The 16977-nt window shown below is 72.8% G+C and carries 16 protein-coding genes; 10 read left to right on the forward strand and 6 right to left on the reverse strand.

The features are described from left to right. Positions 1–70: 70 nt before the first annotated feature. Positions 71–1555: an aromatic amino acid ammonia-lyase gene (locus ABZ851_RS25570; protein ID WP_361132023.1), complete on the reverse strand. Its 1485-nt coding sequence runs from the start codon at positions 1553–1555 to the stop codon at positions 71–73. Positions 1556–1739: 184 nt separating this feature from the next. On the opposite strand from ABZ851_RS25570, the gene ABZ851_RS25575 reads away from it, so the two are divergent. The 4 genes from ABZ851_RS25575 to ABZ851_RS25590 all read left to right on the forward strand — a co-directional run bounded on the left by ABZ851_RS25575 (position 1740) and on the right by ABZ851_RS25590 (position 5354). Continuing rightward, a complete protein-coding gene (locus tag ABZ851_RS25575) occupies positions 1740–2999 on the forward strand; it encodes an ABC transporter ATP-binding protein (RefSeq protein WP_361131778.1) in 1260 nt (419 codons plus the stop codon). Beyond that, positions 2996–3673 (forward strand): ABC transporter permease, encoded by a 678-nt coding sequence (locus ABZ851_RS25580; RefSeq protein WP_361131781.1) that lies wholly within the window; start codon positions 2996–2998, stop codon positions 3671–3673. Before ABZ851_RS25575 ends, ABZ851_RS25580 begins: the two co-directional genes overlap by 4 nt. Positions 3674–3680: 7 nt before the next feature. Then, the gene (locus ABZ851_RS25585; RefSeq protein WP_311624940.1) at positions 3681–4352 is read left to right on the forward strand and encodes an ABC transporter permease; all 672 of its coding nucleotides are present in this window, start codon (positions 3681–3683) and stop codon (positions 4350–4352) included. A 75-nt stretch (positions 4353–4427) separates the two neighbouring features. After that, positions 4428–5354 (forward strand): ABC transporter substrate-binding protein, encoded by a 927-nt coding sequence (locus ABZ851_RS25590; RefSeq protein WP_361131784.1) that lies wholly within the window; start codon positions 4428–4430, stop codon positions 5352–5354. 46 nt (positions 5355–5400) lie between these two features. On the opposite strand, the gene ABZ851_RS25595 is transcribed toward ABZ851_RS25590, so the two are convergent. The 4 genes from ABZ851_RS25595 to ABZ851_RS25610 all read right to left on the reverse strand — a co-directional run bounded on the left by ABZ851_RS25595 (position 5401) and on the right by ABZ851_RS25610 (position 8655). Further along, entirely contained in the window at positions 5401–6369 is a 969-nt protein-coding gene (locus tag ABZ851_RS25595; protein WP_361131787.1) for a sigma-70 family RNA polymerase sigma factor, read from the reverse strand. Between the two features lie 348 nt (positions 6370–6717). Next, positions 6718–6879 (reverse strand): hypothetical protein, encoded by a 162-nt coding sequence (locus tag ABZ851_RS25600; RefSeq protein WP_336050612.1) that lies wholly within the window; start codon positions 6877–6879, stop codon positions 6718–6720. A gap of 13 nt (positions 6880–6892) precedes the next feature. Continuing rightward, positions 6893–7390, reverse strand: a complete 498-nt coding sequence (locus ABZ851_RS25605; protein WP_361131790.1) for a hypothetical protein — start codon at positions 7388–7390, stop codon at positions 6893–6895. A gap of 227 nt (positions 7391–7617) precedes the next feature. Continuing rightward, positions 7618–8655: a LacI family DNA-binding transcriptional regulator gene (locus tag ABZ851_RS25610; protein ID WP_361131793.1), complete on the reverse strand. Its 1038-nt coding sequence runs from the start codon at positions 8653–8655 to the stop codon at positions 7618–7620. Between the two features lie 253 nt (positions 8656–8908). Here ABZ851_RS25610 and ABZ851_RS25615 point away from each other — a divergent pair, with 253 nt between their 5' ends. The 4 genes from ABZ851_RS25615 to ABZ851_RS25630 all read left to right on the forward strand — a co-directional run bounded on the left by ABZ851_RS25615 (position 8909) and on the right by ABZ851_RS25630 (position 12460). Further along, positions 8909–9826, forward strand: a complete 918-nt coding sequence (locus ABZ851_RS25615; RefSeq protein ID WP_361131796.1) for an amidohydrolase — start codon at positions 8909–8911, stop codon at positions 9824–9826. Next, on the forward strand, positions 9823–10383 hold the full coding sequence (locus ABZ851_RS25620; protein ID WP_361131799.1) for a cysteine dioxygenase family protein: 561 nt from the start codon (positions 9823–9825) through the stop codon (positions 10381–10383). Before ABZ851_RS25615 ends, ABZ851_RS25620 begins: the two co-directional genes overlap by 4 nt. Positions 10384–10584: 201 nt before the next feature. Then, a complete protein-coding gene (locus ABZ851_RS25625) occupies positions 10585–12006 on the forward strand; it encodes a cytosine permease (RefSeq protein ID WP_361131802.1) in 1422 nt (473 codons plus the stop codon). Between the two features lie 40 nt (positions 12007–12046). Continuing rightward, complete coding sequence (locus tag ABZ851_RS25630; RefSeq protein WP_361131805.1) at positions 12047–12460, forward strand: hypothetical protein; 414 nt, start codon at positions 12047–12049, stop codon at positions 12458–12460. A gap of 359 nt (positions 12461–12819) precedes the next feature. On the opposite strand, the gene ABZ851_RS25635 is transcribed toward ABZ851_RS25630, so the two are convergent. Then, positions 12820–14208 carry a cystathionine beta-synthase gene (locus ABZ851_RS25635; RefSeq protein ID WP_336050623.1) on the reverse strand — a complete coding sequence of 463 codons (1389 nt, stop codon included), beginning with the start codon at positions 14206–14208 and terminating at the stop codon, positions 12820–12822. A 197-nt stretch (positions 14209–14405) separates the two neighbouring features. On the opposite strand from ABZ851_RS25635, the gene ABZ851_RS25640 reads away from it, so the two are divergent. Both ABZ851_RS25640 and ABZ851_RS25645 read left to right on the forward strand, forming a co-directional pair. Beyond that, a complete protein-coding gene (locus ABZ851_RS25640; protein ID WP_361131809.1) occupies positions 14406–15422 on the forward strand; it encodes an SGNH/GDSL hydrolase family protein in 1017 nt (338 codons plus the stop codon). A gap of 226 nt (positions 15423–15648) precedes the next feature. Further along, positions 15649–16869, forward strand: a complete 1221-nt coding sequence (locus tag ABZ851_RS25645) for an acetyl-CoA C-acetyltransferase (RefSeq protein ID WP_361131812.1) — start codon at positions 15649–15651, stop codon at positions 16867–16869. Positions 16870–16977: the final 108 nt, after the last annotated feature.

Consider the following 16977-nt stretch of genomic DNA (forward strand, 5'->3'; position numbering starts at 1 on the left):
CGCGCCACGATCCGGCCGTAAGAGCGTCCCGGCCCCGACACCCTCTCCGCCCGCCCGGCGCCCCGCTCCCCTACAGCTCCGCCAGCCCGTCCAGCAGCCCCGCCGCGACCGCCACGTCATCCGTCAGCGGCCGGTCCTCCATCCGCGGATCGAGGGCGTCGGCGGCGAAGGCGTAGGCGGCGGCGAGCGGGATGCCGGGGTCGGGTTCCAGGGAGCGCATCCGCAAGGCCCTCACGGTGGCGACCAGTTCGCAGGCGAGGACCTGGCGGTAGTGCGCAGCGGCGCGCAGGCTCTGGCGCGCGCCCAGGGAGGCGAAGCTGGCCTGCTCCTCGACGCCGCGGGAGAGGACGGCATGGCCGAGCGACGCCGGCTGGGAGACCGCGCGCATCTCGCCCAGCGCGGCGCCCGCCGCGTATTCGAGGATCATCACGCCGGAGCTGGCCGGTGCCGCATCCCCCAGGAACGGCCGCAGCCGGGTGAAGTCCGGCTCGGAGAGCGCGGCGAGCCGGGCGGTGGACAGCTGGGCGGTCTGCAGCACGGCCAGCCGGAGGGCGTCCAGGGCGAGCGCGGCATGGGCGGCGTAGAAGTTGCCGTGGTGGTAGGCGGCCTGGTCCTCGATGCTGATCAGGGGGTTCTCGGCGGCGGCGTTCACCTCGACCGTCAGCACCTCGTCCAGGGTGTCGGCGGCGTCCAGCGCCGGGCCGTGTATCTGCGGGATGCAGCGGAAGCCGTACGGGTCCTGGATACGGCCGAGCGGCGGGGCCGGGCGGGGCGGGACGCCGGAGAGGGTGCGCAGCCGGGTGGCGGCGGCCGCGGAGCCGGGGTGCGGGCGGGCGAGCATGACCGGCTCGGCGAAGGGCTCGTACGAGCCGCCGACCGCGAGCAGCGAGAGCGCGGCGACGGGGAGGGAGGCCGCCAGGAGCCGGCGCAGTGCGTCGAGGGCGAGCGCGGACTGGCCGAGGGTGAGGGCGTTGCTGCTGATCAGGGCCAGGGCGTCGTTGTTGTCGAGGGCGATGGGGGCGGGGGCCAGGCCGCCGGACGCGCAGTGCCAGGGGTGTTCGCCGGCCAGCGCGAGTCCGGTCTGGGCGAGCGCGGCCAGGTCGCCGGTGCCGACGCCGCCGTGTTCGTTGACGACGGGGTGCGCGCCGGTGTCCAGGGCGGTGAGCAGGGAGGTGATGACGGCGGGATTCAGGCCGGCGCCGCCCGCCAGCAGCTGGTTGGCGCGCACGGCGAGCATGGCGCGGACCTCACGGCCGGGCAGCGGGTCGCCGATCGCGCCGGCGTGGCTGCGCAGCAGCCGCAGTCCGTGCTCGGCGTCCGCGGCCCCGACGTCCTCCGTGCGGTTGGCGCCGACGCCGGTGCTGCGCCCGTAGACCCGGCCGGTGGCAGCGAGGCGGCGTGCGGTCTCCCAGGATTCCTGGGCGCGGGCGAAGGCCTTGGGGTCGGACGCCGTGGGGTGCGCGGTGCGCCGGGCGAGGGCGGCGATGTCGGCGCTGTGCAGGCCGGTGCCGTCGAGCGTGATCCGCCGGCCGGCAGGGGAGCCATTGTCCAGCATGTGAGAAACCAAGGGGTTCAACTCCCTCTTATAACGCGCTTTGACGACGTAATTCCGACACCTCTCTCCGTACGGTGAGGCGAAGTAACAGGCGGGCCGCAGGCGATGCGCTCCCGTCTATTGACTTCTATTCACGCGCCTATGACTCTGCATGACACTATGCAGGCCGGGCAAGGGGCAGCGGATGATCAAGTTCGACGCAGTCAGCAAGCGATACCCGAATGGCACCACCGCCGTGGACGAGCTGTCCCTGGACCTGCCCGAAGGCGGGGTCACCGTCCTCGTCGGCTCGTCGGGCTGCGGCAAGACCACCACCCTGCGGATGGTCAACCGGATGGTCGAGCCGACCTCCGGCAGGATCAGCGTCGGCGGCCGCGACATCCAGGAGGCGGACGCCGCCGAGCTGCGCCGCGGCATCGGCTACGTCATCCAGCAGTCCGGCCTCTTCCCTCACCGTACGATCCTGGACAACATCGCGACGGTCCCCCTGCTGCTGGGCTGGGGCAAGCGCAAGGCCCGCGCCCGCGCCGCCGAGCTGCTGGAACTGGTCGGCCTGCCCGCCGACGCCGGCAAGCGCTATCCGCACCAGCTCTCCGGCGGCCAGCAGCAGCGCGTCGGCGTCGCCCGTGCGCTCGCTGCCGACCCGCCCGTGCTGCTGATGGACGAGCCCTTCGGCGCCGTCGACCCCGTCGTGCGCACCCAGCTGCAGAACGAGCTGCTGCGGCTCCAGGAGGAGCTGCGCAAGACCGTCGTCTTCGTGACCCACGACATCGACGAGGCGGTCCGGCTGGGCGACCGGATCGCGGTCTTCCGCACCGGCGGCCGGCTCGTCCAGTGCGCCGAGCCCGCCGAGCTGCTGGCCCGGCCCGCCGATGACTTCGTCGCCGGCTTCCTGGGCGCCGAGCGCGGGCTCAAGCTGCTCTCGCTCACCCCCCTCGCGGACGTGCCGTACGCCCCCGGCCGGGCGATACGCGCCGACGAGCCGGTCGGCCGGATACCCCGCGACGGCGGCCGCTGGCGGGTGGTCACCTCACCGCGCGGGGAACCGCTCGGGTGGCTGGACGCCGACGCGCTGCCCGCCGGCGGGACGGCGGGCGAGGCCCCGCTGGAGGCCGTACGGCCGCTGCGCGACAGCGATTCGCTGCTCTCGGCGCTCAACGAGGCGGTCTCCTCTCCCGCCGCCGCCGTCGTCCGGGTCTCCGACGACGGAGTGCTGACCGGTCTCACCTCCCGCGACGCCATCCACGACCGGGCGGGCCGCAGCCACGCGGAAGCGGGCCGGGCAGCGGCGGACGCCGGGACCGCCCCTCCCGGGCCCGCCTCCCGGGCACCTGACTGCGACGACACTTCCGAGGGCACCCCGGGAGACGCCTCCGACGACACTCCCGGAGACGCCGAGCCCACCCCCGGAACGCCCCCCTCCGCCACGGAGCGCCCCGCATGACCATCGAGTGGGGCTGGTTCCCCGACCACGCCGGCGAGATGGCCCGCCTGACCGCCGACCACCTCGCCACCGCCGTGCCCGCCGTCCTCCTCGGCCTGCTGATCGCGCTGCCGCTGGCGGTCCTCGCCCACCGGATACGGCCGCTGCGCGGCGCCATCCTGGGCGCGTCCAACATCCTCTACACCATCCCCTCCCTCGCTTTCTTCGTCCTCCTCCTGCCGGTCACCGGCCTCACCCGCACCACCGCGATCGTCGGTCTGACCGTCTACACCCTGGTCGTCCTCGTACGGAATACCGTCGAGGGTCTGGACGCGGTCCCGGTCAAGGTCCGTGAGGCGTCGACGGCGATGGGGACCGGGCCGCTGCGCACCCTGCTCACCGTCGAGCTGCCGCTCGCCCTCCCGGTGATCATGGCGGGCGTCCGGGTCGCCACCGTCATGTCCCTCTCCCTGGTCAGCGTGGCGAGCTACATCGGCTACGGCGGCCTCGGCCAGCTCTTCACCGACGGCTTCCAGCGCAACTTCCCCACCCCGGTCATCGCCGGTGTGGCCCTGACCCTGCTGCTCGCCCTGGCCGCCGACGCGGTGCTGGTGACCGTCCAGTGGCTGTGCACCCCGTGGCTGCGCGGCACCACCTCCCGGCAGCGCACCTCTTTGTGGCGGAAGGCAGCGTGACGCCCCGATGCTCGAACTCCTGAAGAACCTCGCCGCCTGGCTGACCAGTCCGGCCCAGTGGTCGGGCCCCGAGGGCATCGCCGCGCGCCTCCTGGAGCACCTGGAGTACTCAGTGCTCGCCACCCTCGCCGCGGCCGTGATCGCGCTGCCCGTCGGCCTGCTCATCGGGCACACCGGCCGGGGCGCCTTCCTCGCCGTCAACCTCTCCTCCTTCGGCCGGGCGCTGCCCACCGTCGGCCTGGTCACGCTGGTCTTCCTCGCGGGCGGGCTGAGCGTGTGGCCGGTGTACGTGTCACTGGTCGCGCTCGCCGTGCCGGTGATCATCACCAATACGTACGCGGGGATGGCCGCCGTCGACCCCGAGGTCAAGGACGCCGCCAAGGGCGTGGGGCTGCGCGGCCACCAGGTCCTGTGGCAGGTCGAGCTCCCGCTCGCGCTCCCGCTGATCATGACCGGCGTACGGCTGGCGACCGTGCAGGTCGTCGCCACCGCCACCATCGCCGCCTACGTCAGCTTCGGCGGGCTGGGCCGCTATGTCTTCGACGGGCTGGCGCAGCGCGACCTGGTGCAGGTCCTCGGCGGTGCGGCCCTGGTCGCCGTGCTCGCCGTGGTCGCCGACCTGGCGCTGGGCGGGCTGACCCGGCTGCTGTTCCGCGGCCGCCCGGCCACCGCACGCTGAACGCCTGGCACCCGGCCCCCGCACGCTGAGCACCTGCCGCCCCGCCCCCTACGTACGCACCCGAGGAGCCCGTCCATGAACCGTCGTACCGCCTTGACCGCTCTCCTCGCCGGCGCCTCGGCCCCGTTGCTGGCCGCCTGCTCCTCCGGCATCACCTCCCTCAAGGGGGACGGCGCCGGCGGCGACAGCGGCAGCAGCACCGGCGGACTCGTCATCGGCACCGCCAACTTCACCGAGAACCAGATCCTCGGCTACCTGTACGCGGGCGTACTGACCGCGGCCGGGGTCAAGGCCACCGTCAAGCCCAACCTCGGCTCCCGCGAGATCGTGGTCCCCGCGCTGCGCTCCGGCGATATCGACCTGCTCCCCGAGTACCAGGGCAGCCTGCTGCTCTACCTCGACAAGAAGGCCACCGAGACCGAGGCGGGCGCGATGCAGAACGCGCTGGCCACCGTGCTCCCCGACGGCCTGGAAATCCTGCCCTACGCGGCCGCCGAGGACCGCGACAGCTTCGCGGTGACCCGCGCGACCGCCGACCACTACGGCCTCAAGACGCTCGCCGACCTGCGCAAGGTCAACGGCAAGCTGGTGTTCGGCGCGGCGGCCGAGATGAAGAAGCGGGTGGTCGGGCTCGTCGGCCTCAAGGAGCGGTACGGGGTGGAATTCAAGGAGTTCAAGGCGCTGGACTCCTCCGGACCGCTGGTCAAGGGCGCGCTGAAGAAGGGCGACATCGACGTCGGCAACGTCTTCACCACCGACGTCGACACCGCGGAGAACGGCTGGGTCCTGCTCGCGGACCCCCAGCACCTGATACCCGCCCAGCACATCGTCCCGCTGATCGCCGCCCGCAAGGCCGACTCCAAGGTCCGCAAGGCCCTGGCCCGGCTGGGCAACACCCTCACCACCGCCGACCTCACCGAGCTCAACCGCCTCGTCGACAAGGAGAAGCAGGACCCGGACCGGGTGGCCGACGCCTGGCTGAAGAAGCACAAGGTGAGCTGAGGCCCGGCGGCGGCCGCAGGCCTCACGGCGGGCGCCGCCGCACGCCTCACGCGGGCGGCGGGCCGCCGTGGTGGAGCGGCAGGCCGAACAGCGGGAACAGCCGCTCGGTGTCCAGGAAGCACTGCAGCGCGGTGATCCGGCCGCCCGCCGTCTCGATGACCTGGATCGCCCAGGGCGTGCCGTCCGCGCGGTACTGCCCGAACGCCGGCCGGCCGTTCGCCGCGACCGGCACCAGATGCGACCCCTGGCAGCCGCAGCCCGGCCCCAGCATCCACTTCACGATGTCCTCGCGGCCGCGCAGCCACAGTTCGAGCGGCGGCATGGAGAGCGTGGAGTCCTCGTGCAGCACGGCCGTGAGCGCGTCCATGTCGAACCGTTCGAAGGCGTCGACATAGCGCCGCAGCAGCTCCTGCTGGGCGTCGTCCAGCGGCTGCCGCGCCGCGTCGGCGGCGGTGTCACCGGAGGCGGCGAGGGTCGCACGGGCCCGCTGCAGGGCGCTGTTGACCGAGGCGACCGAGCTTCCCAGCAGCTCGGCGACCTCGCTCGCCGACCAGCTGAGCACTTCCCGCAGGATCAGCACCGCCCGCTGCCGGGGCGCCAGCCGCTGCAGCGCGGCGATGAACGCCAGGCGGACCGACTCCCGGGCGACGGCGGTCTCCGCCGGGTCCGCCGCGGACGCCAGCACCCGCTGGTCCGGTACGGGCCCGATCCAGGTCGCCTCGGGCAGGCCGGTGCCGACCGGGGTGTCCACGCTCGACGGGGAGGCGAGATCCATCGGCCGGGCCCGGCGCTGACCGCCCTTGAGCAGGTCGAGGCACACATTCGTGGCGATCCGGTAGAGCCAGGACCGCAGGGACGCCCGCCCCTCGAACCGGTCGTAGCCCCGCCAGGCCCGCACCATCGTCTCCTGCACGGCGTCCTCGGCCTCGAACGCCGAGCCCAGCATGCGGTAGCAGTAGCCGGTCAGCTCGGTGCGGTGGGCCTCCAGCCGGTCCACGGGGTCGGTCCGTTCCACGGGCTCGGTCCGGGGCGCCGTTTCGTTCCGGTGCGCGGGCTCCTTCCCGGGCGCGCGACCCGTGGCGCCGCCCGCCGGACCGGCTCCGTCGGCCGCCGTGCTTCCGCTCGTCGAGGACCGTTTCATCGAGGACCCGCCCATCCGCCCGTCGGCCGACCACCGGCACGCGCGCCCGACGTTACCGGAGCATGGGCCACCAGTCTGCTCCTCGGCACGGGGCTCCGCAGCCGGGGACCGGACGCGGGAGAACCCGGGGACCTGACGGCGGAAGACCTCGGGACCGGACGCGGGAGAACAGCGCAAAGGCGGGCCGGGCACCACGCAGCCCGGCCCGCCCCGCGTCTCAGGTCATCTGCGCAACTGCACGCCGCGCAGCACCCCTCCGACGACCGCTCCGGCCACGATGCTCAGCCCGAGCCGGGCAGGTTCCGTCAATCCGGAGAACACGGTGTGCGTGAGCGCGAAAACGACCACGACCGCGAGAACTCCGGCGATCAGCGCCTTTCTCATTTCTTGCCCATCATCAGCAATCGGAAAGCGAAAGCACCGCACCGGAGACCAGGCCTCCGAAAGCCCCCGCCGTGGCACCCGCGGCACACCCGGTCTCAGCGCCCGCTATACAGCCGCCTATCCCGCCGGACACCACATAATCCTTGATCTTGTCGTTGGCGCACCGGGAGTAGCTCTCGGCCGCCACGCTCCGCGCGGTGACGCCGAGATCCCGGAAGCTACGGGTCGCCCGCACGGTCACCGTGGCGCCTTTGGCACGGTAGCTGACGTGCGCCGTCCTGCCGTTCTTCAGTTTGATGGCGGTGCCCAGCGAGCCCACCGTCCGATGGCCGGGCCCGACCAGCTCCAGCTTCTTCCCGGCCACCGTGAAGTGGTAACCGGCAGGCATGGAAAGGGTGGCCGTCAGCGTTTTGGCGTCCGGCGACTTGAGCGACTTCAGCTTGAATCCCTTGGTGGAACTCACCGATTTCGCCGAATGCGGCGCACTGTGCGCGGAGGCGGGACCGGCCATCCCCGCAATGGTCAGTGCGGTGAGTGCGGTCGCAGCGGTCCTACGGAACCTCATATATCCCCGTTTCCCCGTGTGGATCGATTCCGTGATCAGCCTATGGGGGACGTCGCAAATGCAAGATCCATAGCGAGTAATTTCGAGGCAAACGCAGCCGCTTACGGGGCAGTTCGCCCTCGCGCGAGCTGACGGGGCACCACCGGCGGGGCCCGGCAAGCCCCTTCGGGTCGCTAAGGCCGCGCCGCCACCGCCGACCCCCGTTCCGACAGGCGCGGGGCGCACAGGATGCGCTTGCGGCGGACCCGGCGGCCCTCGATGGCGGCGACCGCGAGGCGGGCGGCCTCCTTGGCGATCTCGCTCAGGCCCCAGTCGACGGTGGTCAGGGGCGGGGTGAGGACCCGGGAGACGGGGTGGTCGTCGAAGCCGACGACCGAGAGGTCGCGGCCGACGGCCAGGGAGGCCTCGGCGGCGGCCGCGTAGACGCCGTAGGCGATGGAGTCGGAGAAGCAGAAGACGGCGGTGACCGGGGCGGGACCGGCGGGACGGCGGCCGTCCGGGCTGTTGGCCAGGACCCGGCGGGCCATCGCGGTCGCCTCGCCCAACTCCTGCGGGCAGGGCAGGACTTCGGCCTCGATGCCGAGCCGGTCGGCGGCCTCGCGCACATAGACGTCGGCGGGGCGGTCGGGGGTGGACGGGCCGGTGGGGGTCAGCACGGTGACCCGGCGGTGGCCCAGCCCCCGGAGGTAGTCCAGGACGGCATCGATGCCGGCCCGGTTGTCGAAGAGGACTTCGCCCGCCGTACGGGCCCGGCTCAGGGCGTCGCCGATGGAGACCACCGGCACCGCGTCGGCGATCGCCGCCCAGCCCTCGGCCGACGGATCAACGGGCGAGACCAGCAGGCCGTCCACCCGCTGGTCGCGCAGCTGCTTGGCGAGGGACAGCTCCCGCCCGGGGTCGCCGCCCGCGTCGAGGATCAGCGCATAGCGGTCGCCGGCCAGCAGCTCCCGCCCTATCGCCGCCATCAGCTGCTGCTGCCAGAGGTCCTGCAGATCACCGGCGAGCACGCCGACCGTGCTCGTACGGCCGCTGGCGAGGGCGCGGGCGATCGGATCGGCCTCGTAGCCGAGCTCGGCGGCGGCCTTGCGCACCCGCTCCTCGGTTTCCTTGGAGACGTGCTTGCCGCGCAACGCGTAGGAGACGGCCGCGGTGGAAAGACCGGTGGCCTCGGCCACCTCGCGGAGGGTGGTGCGCTTATTGGGCCTGGCCATGTCCGGAAGCCTACCCAAGGAGGGCGCGGCAGCCGGTCACGATGCGGCGCCCGCCGGGCGGCACCCCGCGGCGGCAACGGCCCGCCGGGTCCGGCAGGGCCTTGACAGCGCTCTCGGTTAACCGTTTCACTTAAACGCATCAGTGAAGCGGTTAAGCACAGCGGTTGAGCAGGCGGTCCGGGGCGCGGGCCACGACGGGCGCGCCGCCCCGCACCCCCGCCCACGCCACCGCCCCGCACCTTGAGGGAGGCCCGTGCCCACCGACGTCCACCAGCACCTCTGGCCGCCCGGGTTCGTCGCGCTGCTGCGGTCCCGCAGTGCGCCGCCGCGGCTGGACGGCTGGACGCTGCACCTGCCGGGCGAGCCCCCGTACGCCGTCGACCCCGCCGCCCACGACATCGCGGCCCGCGCCCGGCTCGCCCGCGCCGACGGCCTCGACCTGGCCCTGGTGTCGCTCTCCAGCCCGCTCGGCATCGAATACCTGCCGCCCGCCGAGGCCGCCCCCCTGCTCGCCGCCTTCCACGACGGCGCGCTGGACCTGCCCGCCCCCTTCGGCGTCTGGGCCTCGGTCTGCCTGTCCGCACCCGAGCCGGACCCCGACGCCCTGCGGCGCGAGCTGGCCCACGGCTGCGTGGGGCTGCAACTGCCCGCCACCGCCCTGCTCGACGCCGCCGGATGGGCCCGCTGCGCACCACTGCTGGACGCCGCGGCCGAGCGGGACGCGCCGCTGTTCGTCCACCCCGGCCCGGCCCCGGCCGCGGAGCAGGACGCCCCCGCCTGGTGGCCCGCGCTGGTCCCCTACCTCCAGCAGCTGCACGCCTCGTGGTTCGCCTTCCGCGCCTTCGGCCGGCCGCGCCACCCGGACCTGCGGGTCTGCTTCGCGGCCCTGGCCGGCCTGGCCCCGCTGCACGGCGAACGGCTGGTCGCCCGCGGCGGCGGCCGGGAGCGCGGCCGGGTGGACTGCAAGGCGTTCTACGAGACGTCCTCGTACGGGACCCGTGCGGTCGACGCGCTGGTCCGGGCGGCGGGCATCGATGTCGTCGTCAGCGGCAGCGACCGCCCCTATGCCGAACCCGTCCTCCCCGACCTCGGTGCGCAGGCCGCCGTGCACGCCCTGCGCACCGCCAACCCGGCCCGCCTGCTGGGCCCGACGAAAGGAGCCCGCCCATGACGTACCGCACCTCCCCGGCCGCCACCGCCCGAGAGGTCCCCGACGGCGAGGAGCCGTTCACCGCACTGCCCGAGCGCAACCTCGACCGGCGCGAGCTGCAGGACCTGGTCGAAGAGCTCGCCACCCGCCCGGACCTGTGGCGTGAACAGGTCGCCTTCTCGGACACCGAGCGCCACTACGCCTCCCTGCACCGCGATGAGTTCGTCGATGTCTGGCTGCTGTGCTGGACCCGGCAGAACGACACCGGCTGGCACGACCACGACCTCTCCTCCGGGGCGGTCCGGGTCGTCCAGGGCGTCCTGACCGAGTCCAACCCCCGGATCGGCGGCGAGCACCTGGCCACCGCGGTCGGCGCGGGCTCCTCCTTCTCCTTCGGCCCGGACCACATCCACCGGCTCACCGGGGCGAGCGACGACGCGGTGTCGGTGCACGCCTACTCGCCGCCGCTGTGGCGGCTGGGCCAGTACGACATCACCGCGGACGGGCTGATGCGCCGGATCTCGGTCTCCTACGCGGACGAGCTGCGGCCGACGGACGGGACGACGACCGCGGCCTGAACGCCGGCCCGGGCGCTCCGGCGGCCCGGGGCCCGGCCCGGGGCCGCCGAAGTGCGGGCCGGCGCCGACGGCGCGCCGCCAGGAACGCCCGGACCCGCCCGGCCCCGCCCGTCACCACGAATTACTCCCCACCTATTGACCTTCCATTCATCGCCATCGATCCTGCATGAATCCATACAGGCGGCAACGCGAGGCGGACTCATGGCAGGTGTGGTCGAACGGCGCTCCATCGACGTCGTCCCCGACGAGGAACGGCACGGCAGCGCGGTCAGCCAGTTCACGCTCTGGCTGGGCGCCAACCTCCAGATCACCGCCGTCATCACCGGCGCGCTGGCCGTCGTCTTCGGGGCGAACGCCTTCTGGTCGCTGATCGGGCTGCTGCTCGGCAACCTCCTGGGCGGTGCGGTGATGGCGCTGCACTCCGCCCAGGGGCCACGGCTCGGACTGCCGCAGATGATCACCTCGCGGGCCCAGTTCGGGGTGCGCGGCGCGGTGGTCCCGCTGGCGCTGGTCATCGTGATGTACATCGGGTTCTTCGCCAGCGGCAGCGTGCTGGCCGGGCAGGCCGTCGGCGAGCTGACGCACCTCGGCGAGACCCCCGGGATCGTCCTGTTCGCCGCGGTCACCGCCGTGGCCGCGGCCGTCGGCTACCGACTGATCCACACCCTCGGCAAGATCGCCGGCCTGGTCTGCGCGCTGGCCTTCGTCTACCTCGGCATCCGGCTGCTGCAGCGCACCGACCTCGGCACGCTCCTCGCCGACCACCGCTTCGGGCTGCCGGTCTTCCTGCTCGCCGTCTCGCTCTCGGCCTCCTGGCAGCTGGCGTTCGGCCCGTACGTCGCGGACTACTCGCGCTACCTGCCGCGGCACACCTCGGCGCGCGCCACGTTCTGGTGGACGCTGTCCGGTTCGGTGCTCGGCTCGCAGTGGTCGATGACGTTCGGCGCGCTGGCCGCCGCCGCGGCACCCGCGGCATTCGTGGGCCACGAGGTCAGCTACATCGTCGGCCTGGGCGGCGCGGGCCTGATCGCCTCGCTCCTCTACTTCGTCATCGCCCTCGGCAAACTCACCATCAACATCCTCAACACCTATGGCGGGTTCATGTCGCTGGTCACCAGCGTCAGCGGCTTCCGCGGGCAGCGCACCCTCACGCCGCGCGGCCGCTCCGCCTACATCGCCGGGATCATGGTGGCCGGCACCGCCGTCGCCCTCCTGGGCAAGGACTCGTTCCTGACGTCCTTCAAGGACTTCCTGCTCTTCCTGCTGACCTTCTTCACGCCCTGGTCGGCGGTGAACCTCGTCGACTACTACCTGATCTCCAAGGAGCGTTACGACATCCCGGCGCTCAGCGACCCGGCAGGACGCTACGGCGCCTGGAACGTGCGGGCGCTGACGGTCTATGTCCTCGGGGTGCTCGCCCAGCTGCCGTTCCTGGCCACGCACTTCTACACCGGCCCGCTGGTGGCACCGCTCGGCGGCGCCGATGTCTCCTGGCTCGTCGGGCTCGCCGTACCGGCCGTCCTGTACTGGCTGACCGCCCGCCGCGACACCGCCCGTACGGCGGCGCCGACAGCGCCGGCAACGCCCCAGGAGGACCGGAATCCGGCCGGATCGGGGGGCTAGCCCTACCGCGCCGCCCGCCCGGCGTCCGTATTCTCGCGGCATGGCGATCCACGACCCCGAGCTGCGCAAGGAACTCGACGCGACCCTCCAGACGCGCAAGGAACTGGGGCCGGAGTACGAGTCCGAACTCCTGGAGGCCTTCCTGGAGAAGCTGGAGCGGAGCGTCGACCAGCGGGTGCGGCGGCAACTCGCCGAACAGCAGGTCCAGGTGGCCCGCGGCGCCCGGCCGCCGCGCCCCGGAGGCGGCGGCCCGCTCTCCTGGGAGCGGTGCGGGCTCGCCGCGCTCTCGCTGGTGCTGGCCGTGCCGCTGTCCGCGATCGCCGCGAGCCAGGCCGGGCAACCGGGACTGCTGATGTGCTGGGCCGGGATCGTCGGCGTCAACGCCGTAGCGGGCGGCGGCCTGCACCGGCTGGTGCGCTCACGCACGGACCGCCGCGACGGCGCGGGGGACTGAAGCGCGGAGCCCTCAAGGCTGCGGCAGGAACCGGAAGGTGCGGGGGCCGCCGCACCCCGGCGCTGCCGGGGGCGGGACGACGGCGGTCCCCCGCACGGGACGCGTTCCGGGGTGAAGCCGGTCGGCGCATCCGGTGGCGACGGTGGAGGTCCGGGAGCCGCTCCGGAGGTCCTTGTCGCCGTGACCTCAATCTGCCCGACGCGTGTTAAGCCCGTGCTGCGAGCACATGACGCATACGTACACCTTGCGGCGACGTCCCGTTTCCTGACGTCCGCTTGACGCCGTGACAGGTGCGGAACGGACGGCGGCCGGGGCGCGGGACGGTCACCGCCCCACGCCCCGGCCGCCGGGTCCCGCCGCTACTTGCCGGCCTCGCGCGCCAGATAGGCCAGCAGGTCCTGCCGGCTCACCACGCCCTTCGGCTTGCCCTCGACGAGGACGATCGCCGCGTCCGCGTTCTCCAGGACCGCCATCAGATCGGCGACCGGCTCGCCGGAGCCGACCTGCGGCAGCGGCGGGCACATGTGCTTCTCCAGCGGGTCGGTCAGCGAGGCGCGCTGGGTGAACAGCGCATCGAGCAGTTCGCGCTCGACGACCGAGCCGACGACCTCGGCGGCCATCACGTCCGGGTGCCCGGCGCCCGGCTTGACGATCGGCATCTGCGAGACGCCGTACTCGCGCAGCACCTCGATCGCCTCGCCGACGGTCTCCTCCGGGTGCATGTGCACCAGCGAGGGCAGCGCGCCCTCCTTGTACTCCAGCACCTCGCCGACCCGGGCGGCGGCGCCGCCCTCCTCCAGGAAGCCGTAGTCGGCCATCCACTCGTCGTTGAAGATCTTGGAGAGGTAGCCGCGGCCGCTGTCCGGCAGCAGCACGACCACCACGTCGTCCGGGCCGAGCTTGGCGGCGACCTCCAGCGCACCCACCACGGCCATCCCGCAGGAGCCGCCGACCAGCAGGCCCTCCTCCTTGGCGAGCCGCCGGGTCATCTGGAAGGCGTCCTTGTCCGAGACCGCCACGATCTCGTCCGCGACGGTCCGGTCGTAGGCGGTCGGCCAGAAGTCCTCGCCGACGCCCTCGATCAGATACGGGCGACCGGAGCCGCCGCTGTAGACGGAGCCCTCCGGGTCGGCGCCGATCACCTTGACCTTGCCGTCACTGGCGTCCTTCAGATAGCGGCCGGTGCCGCTGATCGTGCCGCCGGTGCCGACACCCGCCACGAAGTGGGTGATCCGCCCACCGGTCTGCTCCCACAGCTCGGGACCGGTGGTCTCGTAGTGGGAGCGCGGGTTGTTCGGGTTGCTGTACTGGTCCGGCTTCCAGGCGCCGGGCGTCTCGCGCACCAGCCGGTCCGAGACGTTGTAGTACGAGTCCGGGTGCTCGGGGTCGACGGCGGTCGGGCAGACCACCACCTCCGCACCGTAGGCACGCAGCACATTGATCTTGTCCGTGGACACCTTGTCCGGGCAGACGAAGATGCACTTGTAACCCTTTTGCTGGGCGACGATCGCCAGGCCCACACCCGTGTTGCCGGATGTCGGCTCGACGATGGTGCCGCCGGGCTGCAGCTCACCCGACTGCTCGGCGGCCTCGATCATCCGCACGGCGATCCGGTCCTTGACCGATCCGCCGGGGTTGAAGTACTCGACCTTCGCCAGGACGGTGGCCTGGATCCCTCGAGTGACGTTGTTGAGCCGCACGAGCGGGGTGTTGCCGACTAGCTCAATCATCGAATCGTAAAACTGCACGGTGGTCTCCGCGGTCGGGGGCACGCTCTCCTGCGCCCGTGCGGCCAGCCTATTGCCCGGGTCCGTTAGAGGAGGGATGCGTTGCGTTCCGTGCAGGAACGGGCAACACCCTGTTGTAGGAGTTCTTGCCGATTCAAGAGCGCGTCCGGCCCCCGGTGCCAGGGCGCGCCCGCACTGCGCGGGGAGGTGCCCGGCCCATGCCGATGACGATGTCCAGGGCCAGAGTGGCCCGGCGGATCGCGACCGCCGCCGCTTTCGGCGGCGGCGGGATCGGGCTGCTCGGGGTGGCCGCCGTCGGGGTGCTGCTGACCGAGGTCCGGCTGGCGCGCCGTACGGTCGGTGGCTCCAGCGACATTCCGCCGTGCGCCGACGGCCGTTACGGCGCCGCCTTCGACCACCTCACCGACCGCCCGCCGCTGCGGCTCGGCTTCCTCGGCGACTCCACCGCCGCGGGCCAGGGCGTGCACCGCGCCCGCCAGACACCCGGCGCGCTGCTCGCCTCCGGCCTGGCCGCGCTCTCCGAGCTGCCCGTCGACTTCCGCAATGTGGCGCTGCCCGGCGCGCAGTCGGACGACCTGGCGCGCCAGGTGGAGCTGATGCTGGCCGACGGCACCGAGACCCCGGACGTCTGCGTCATCATGATCGGCGCGAACGACGTCACCCACCGGATGCCGCCGGCACAGTCGGTCCGCCATCTCTCCGAGGCGGTGCGCGCCCTGCGTGCGGCGGGCTGCGAGGTGGTCGTCGGCACCTGCCCCGACCTGGGCACCATCGAGCCGGTCTACCAGCCGCTGCGCTGGGTGGCCCGGCGGCTCTCCCGGCAGCTCGCCGCCGCCCAGACCATCGGGGTGGTCGAGAGCGGCGGCCGTACGGTCTCGCTCGGTGATCTGCTCGGCCCCGAATTCGAGGCGCGCCCCCGGGAGCTGTTCGGGCCGGACAACTACCACCCGTCGGCCGAGGGCTATGCCACCGCCGCGATGGCCGTGCTGCCGACGCTGTGCGCCTCGCTCGGCCTGTGGCCGGAGAAGGAGCAGCCGGAGCCCGCACGCGGCGAGGGCCTGCTGCCGGTCGAGCAGGCGGCCGCCGAGGCGGCCTCCGAGGGCGGCACGGAGGTCACCGCCTCCCGCCGTGCGCCCTGGGTGCTGCTCAAGCACCGCAGGCGCCGCCAGCTGCCGACGCCGGAGCCGACGGACCCGCCCTCGGTCATTCCGTGACGGGCGGCCGCCCGGTACTCCCCGGGCGGCGGTCAGCAGGCAGCGGCCGGCGAGGGACACCCTCCCGCCAGGGGCCGCGGGGAATACCCCGCGGCCCCTCCCCGTTCCTATAAGCGCCCGCTTAGAAAAGAGGCCCGCATCACAGCGCGGACCCCGTGACCTCAGCACTACGTGCAGGTAACTTCCCTCACAGTCCGCCCATTTCCCGCGCACTTGGAGCCGTGTGATGCCCGAAGCCGTGATCGTCTCAGCCGCCCGCTCCCCGATCGGCCGCGCCTTCAAGGGTTCGCTCAAGGATCTGCGGCCGGACGACCTGACCGCCAAGATCATCGAGACCGCCCTCGCCAAGGTCCCCGAGCTGGACCCCAGGGACATCGACGACCTGATGCTCGGCTGCGGCCTCCCCGGCGGCGAGCAGGGCCACAACCTCGGCCGCATCGTGGCCGTCCAGATGGGGATGGACCACCTCCCGGGCTGCACCATCACCCGCTACTGTTCCTCCTCGCTCCAGACGACCCGCATGGCGCTGCACGCCATCAAGGCCGGCGAGGGCGACGTCTTCATCTCGGCCGGCGTCGAGACCGTCTCGCGCAGCGTCAAGGGCAGCTCCGACGGTCTGCCGGACACCCACAACCCGCTCTTCGCCGACGCCGAGGCCCGTACCGCGGCGCGCGCCGAGCAGGAGGGCGCCGACTGGCACGACCCGCGCGAGGACGGCCTGATCCCGGACGCGTACATCGCGATGGGCCAGACCGCGGAGAACCTGGCCCGCCTCAAGGGCGTCACCCGCCAGGACATGGACGAGTTCGGCGTCCGCTCCCAGAACCTCGCCGAGAAGGCGCTCAACGACGGTTTCTGGGAGCGGGAGATCACCCCGGTCACGCTGCCCGACGGCACGGTCGTCGCCAAGGACGACGGCCCCCGCGCCGGCGTCACCGTCGAGGGTGTCTCCGGCCTCAAGCCGGTCTTCCGCCCCGACGGCCTGGTGACCGCCGGCAACTGCTGCCCGCTGAACGACGGGGCCGCGGCGCTGGTCATCATGTCCGACACCAAGGCGCGCGAGCTGGGCCTGACCCCGCTCGCCCGGATCGTCTCCACCGGCGTCTCCGGCCTCTCCCCCGAGATCATGGGTTACGGCCCGGTCGAGGCCAGCAAGCAGGCGCTGCGACGGGCCGGCCTCTCGGTCTCCGACATCGACCTGGTCGAGATCAACGAGGCGTTCGCCGCCCAGGTGATCCCGTCCTACCGCGACTTGGGCATCGACCTGGACCGCCTCAACGTCAACGGCGGCGCGATCGCCGTCGGCCACCCCTTCGGCATGACCGGCGCCCGGATCACCACCACCCTCATCAACTCCCTCCAGTGGCACGACAAGCAGTTCGGCCTGGAGACGATGTGCGTGGGCGGCGGCCAGGGCATGGCGATGGTCATCGAGCGGCTGAGCTGAGCTGTAGCGGAGGGTGGAGGCCGGGTGCGAGGAACGAGTACCCGGCATCCGCCCGCAGCGGAAGCGAGGCTCAGCGCGACCGTGAACGCGTGCGGCTGAGCTGAGCTG

The organism is Streptomyces sp. NPDC047049, assembly GCF_040643995.1.
GTDB classification, from domain to species: Bacteria; Actinomycetota; Actinomycetes; order Streptomycetales; family Streptomycetaceae; genus Streptomyces; species Streptomyces mooreae.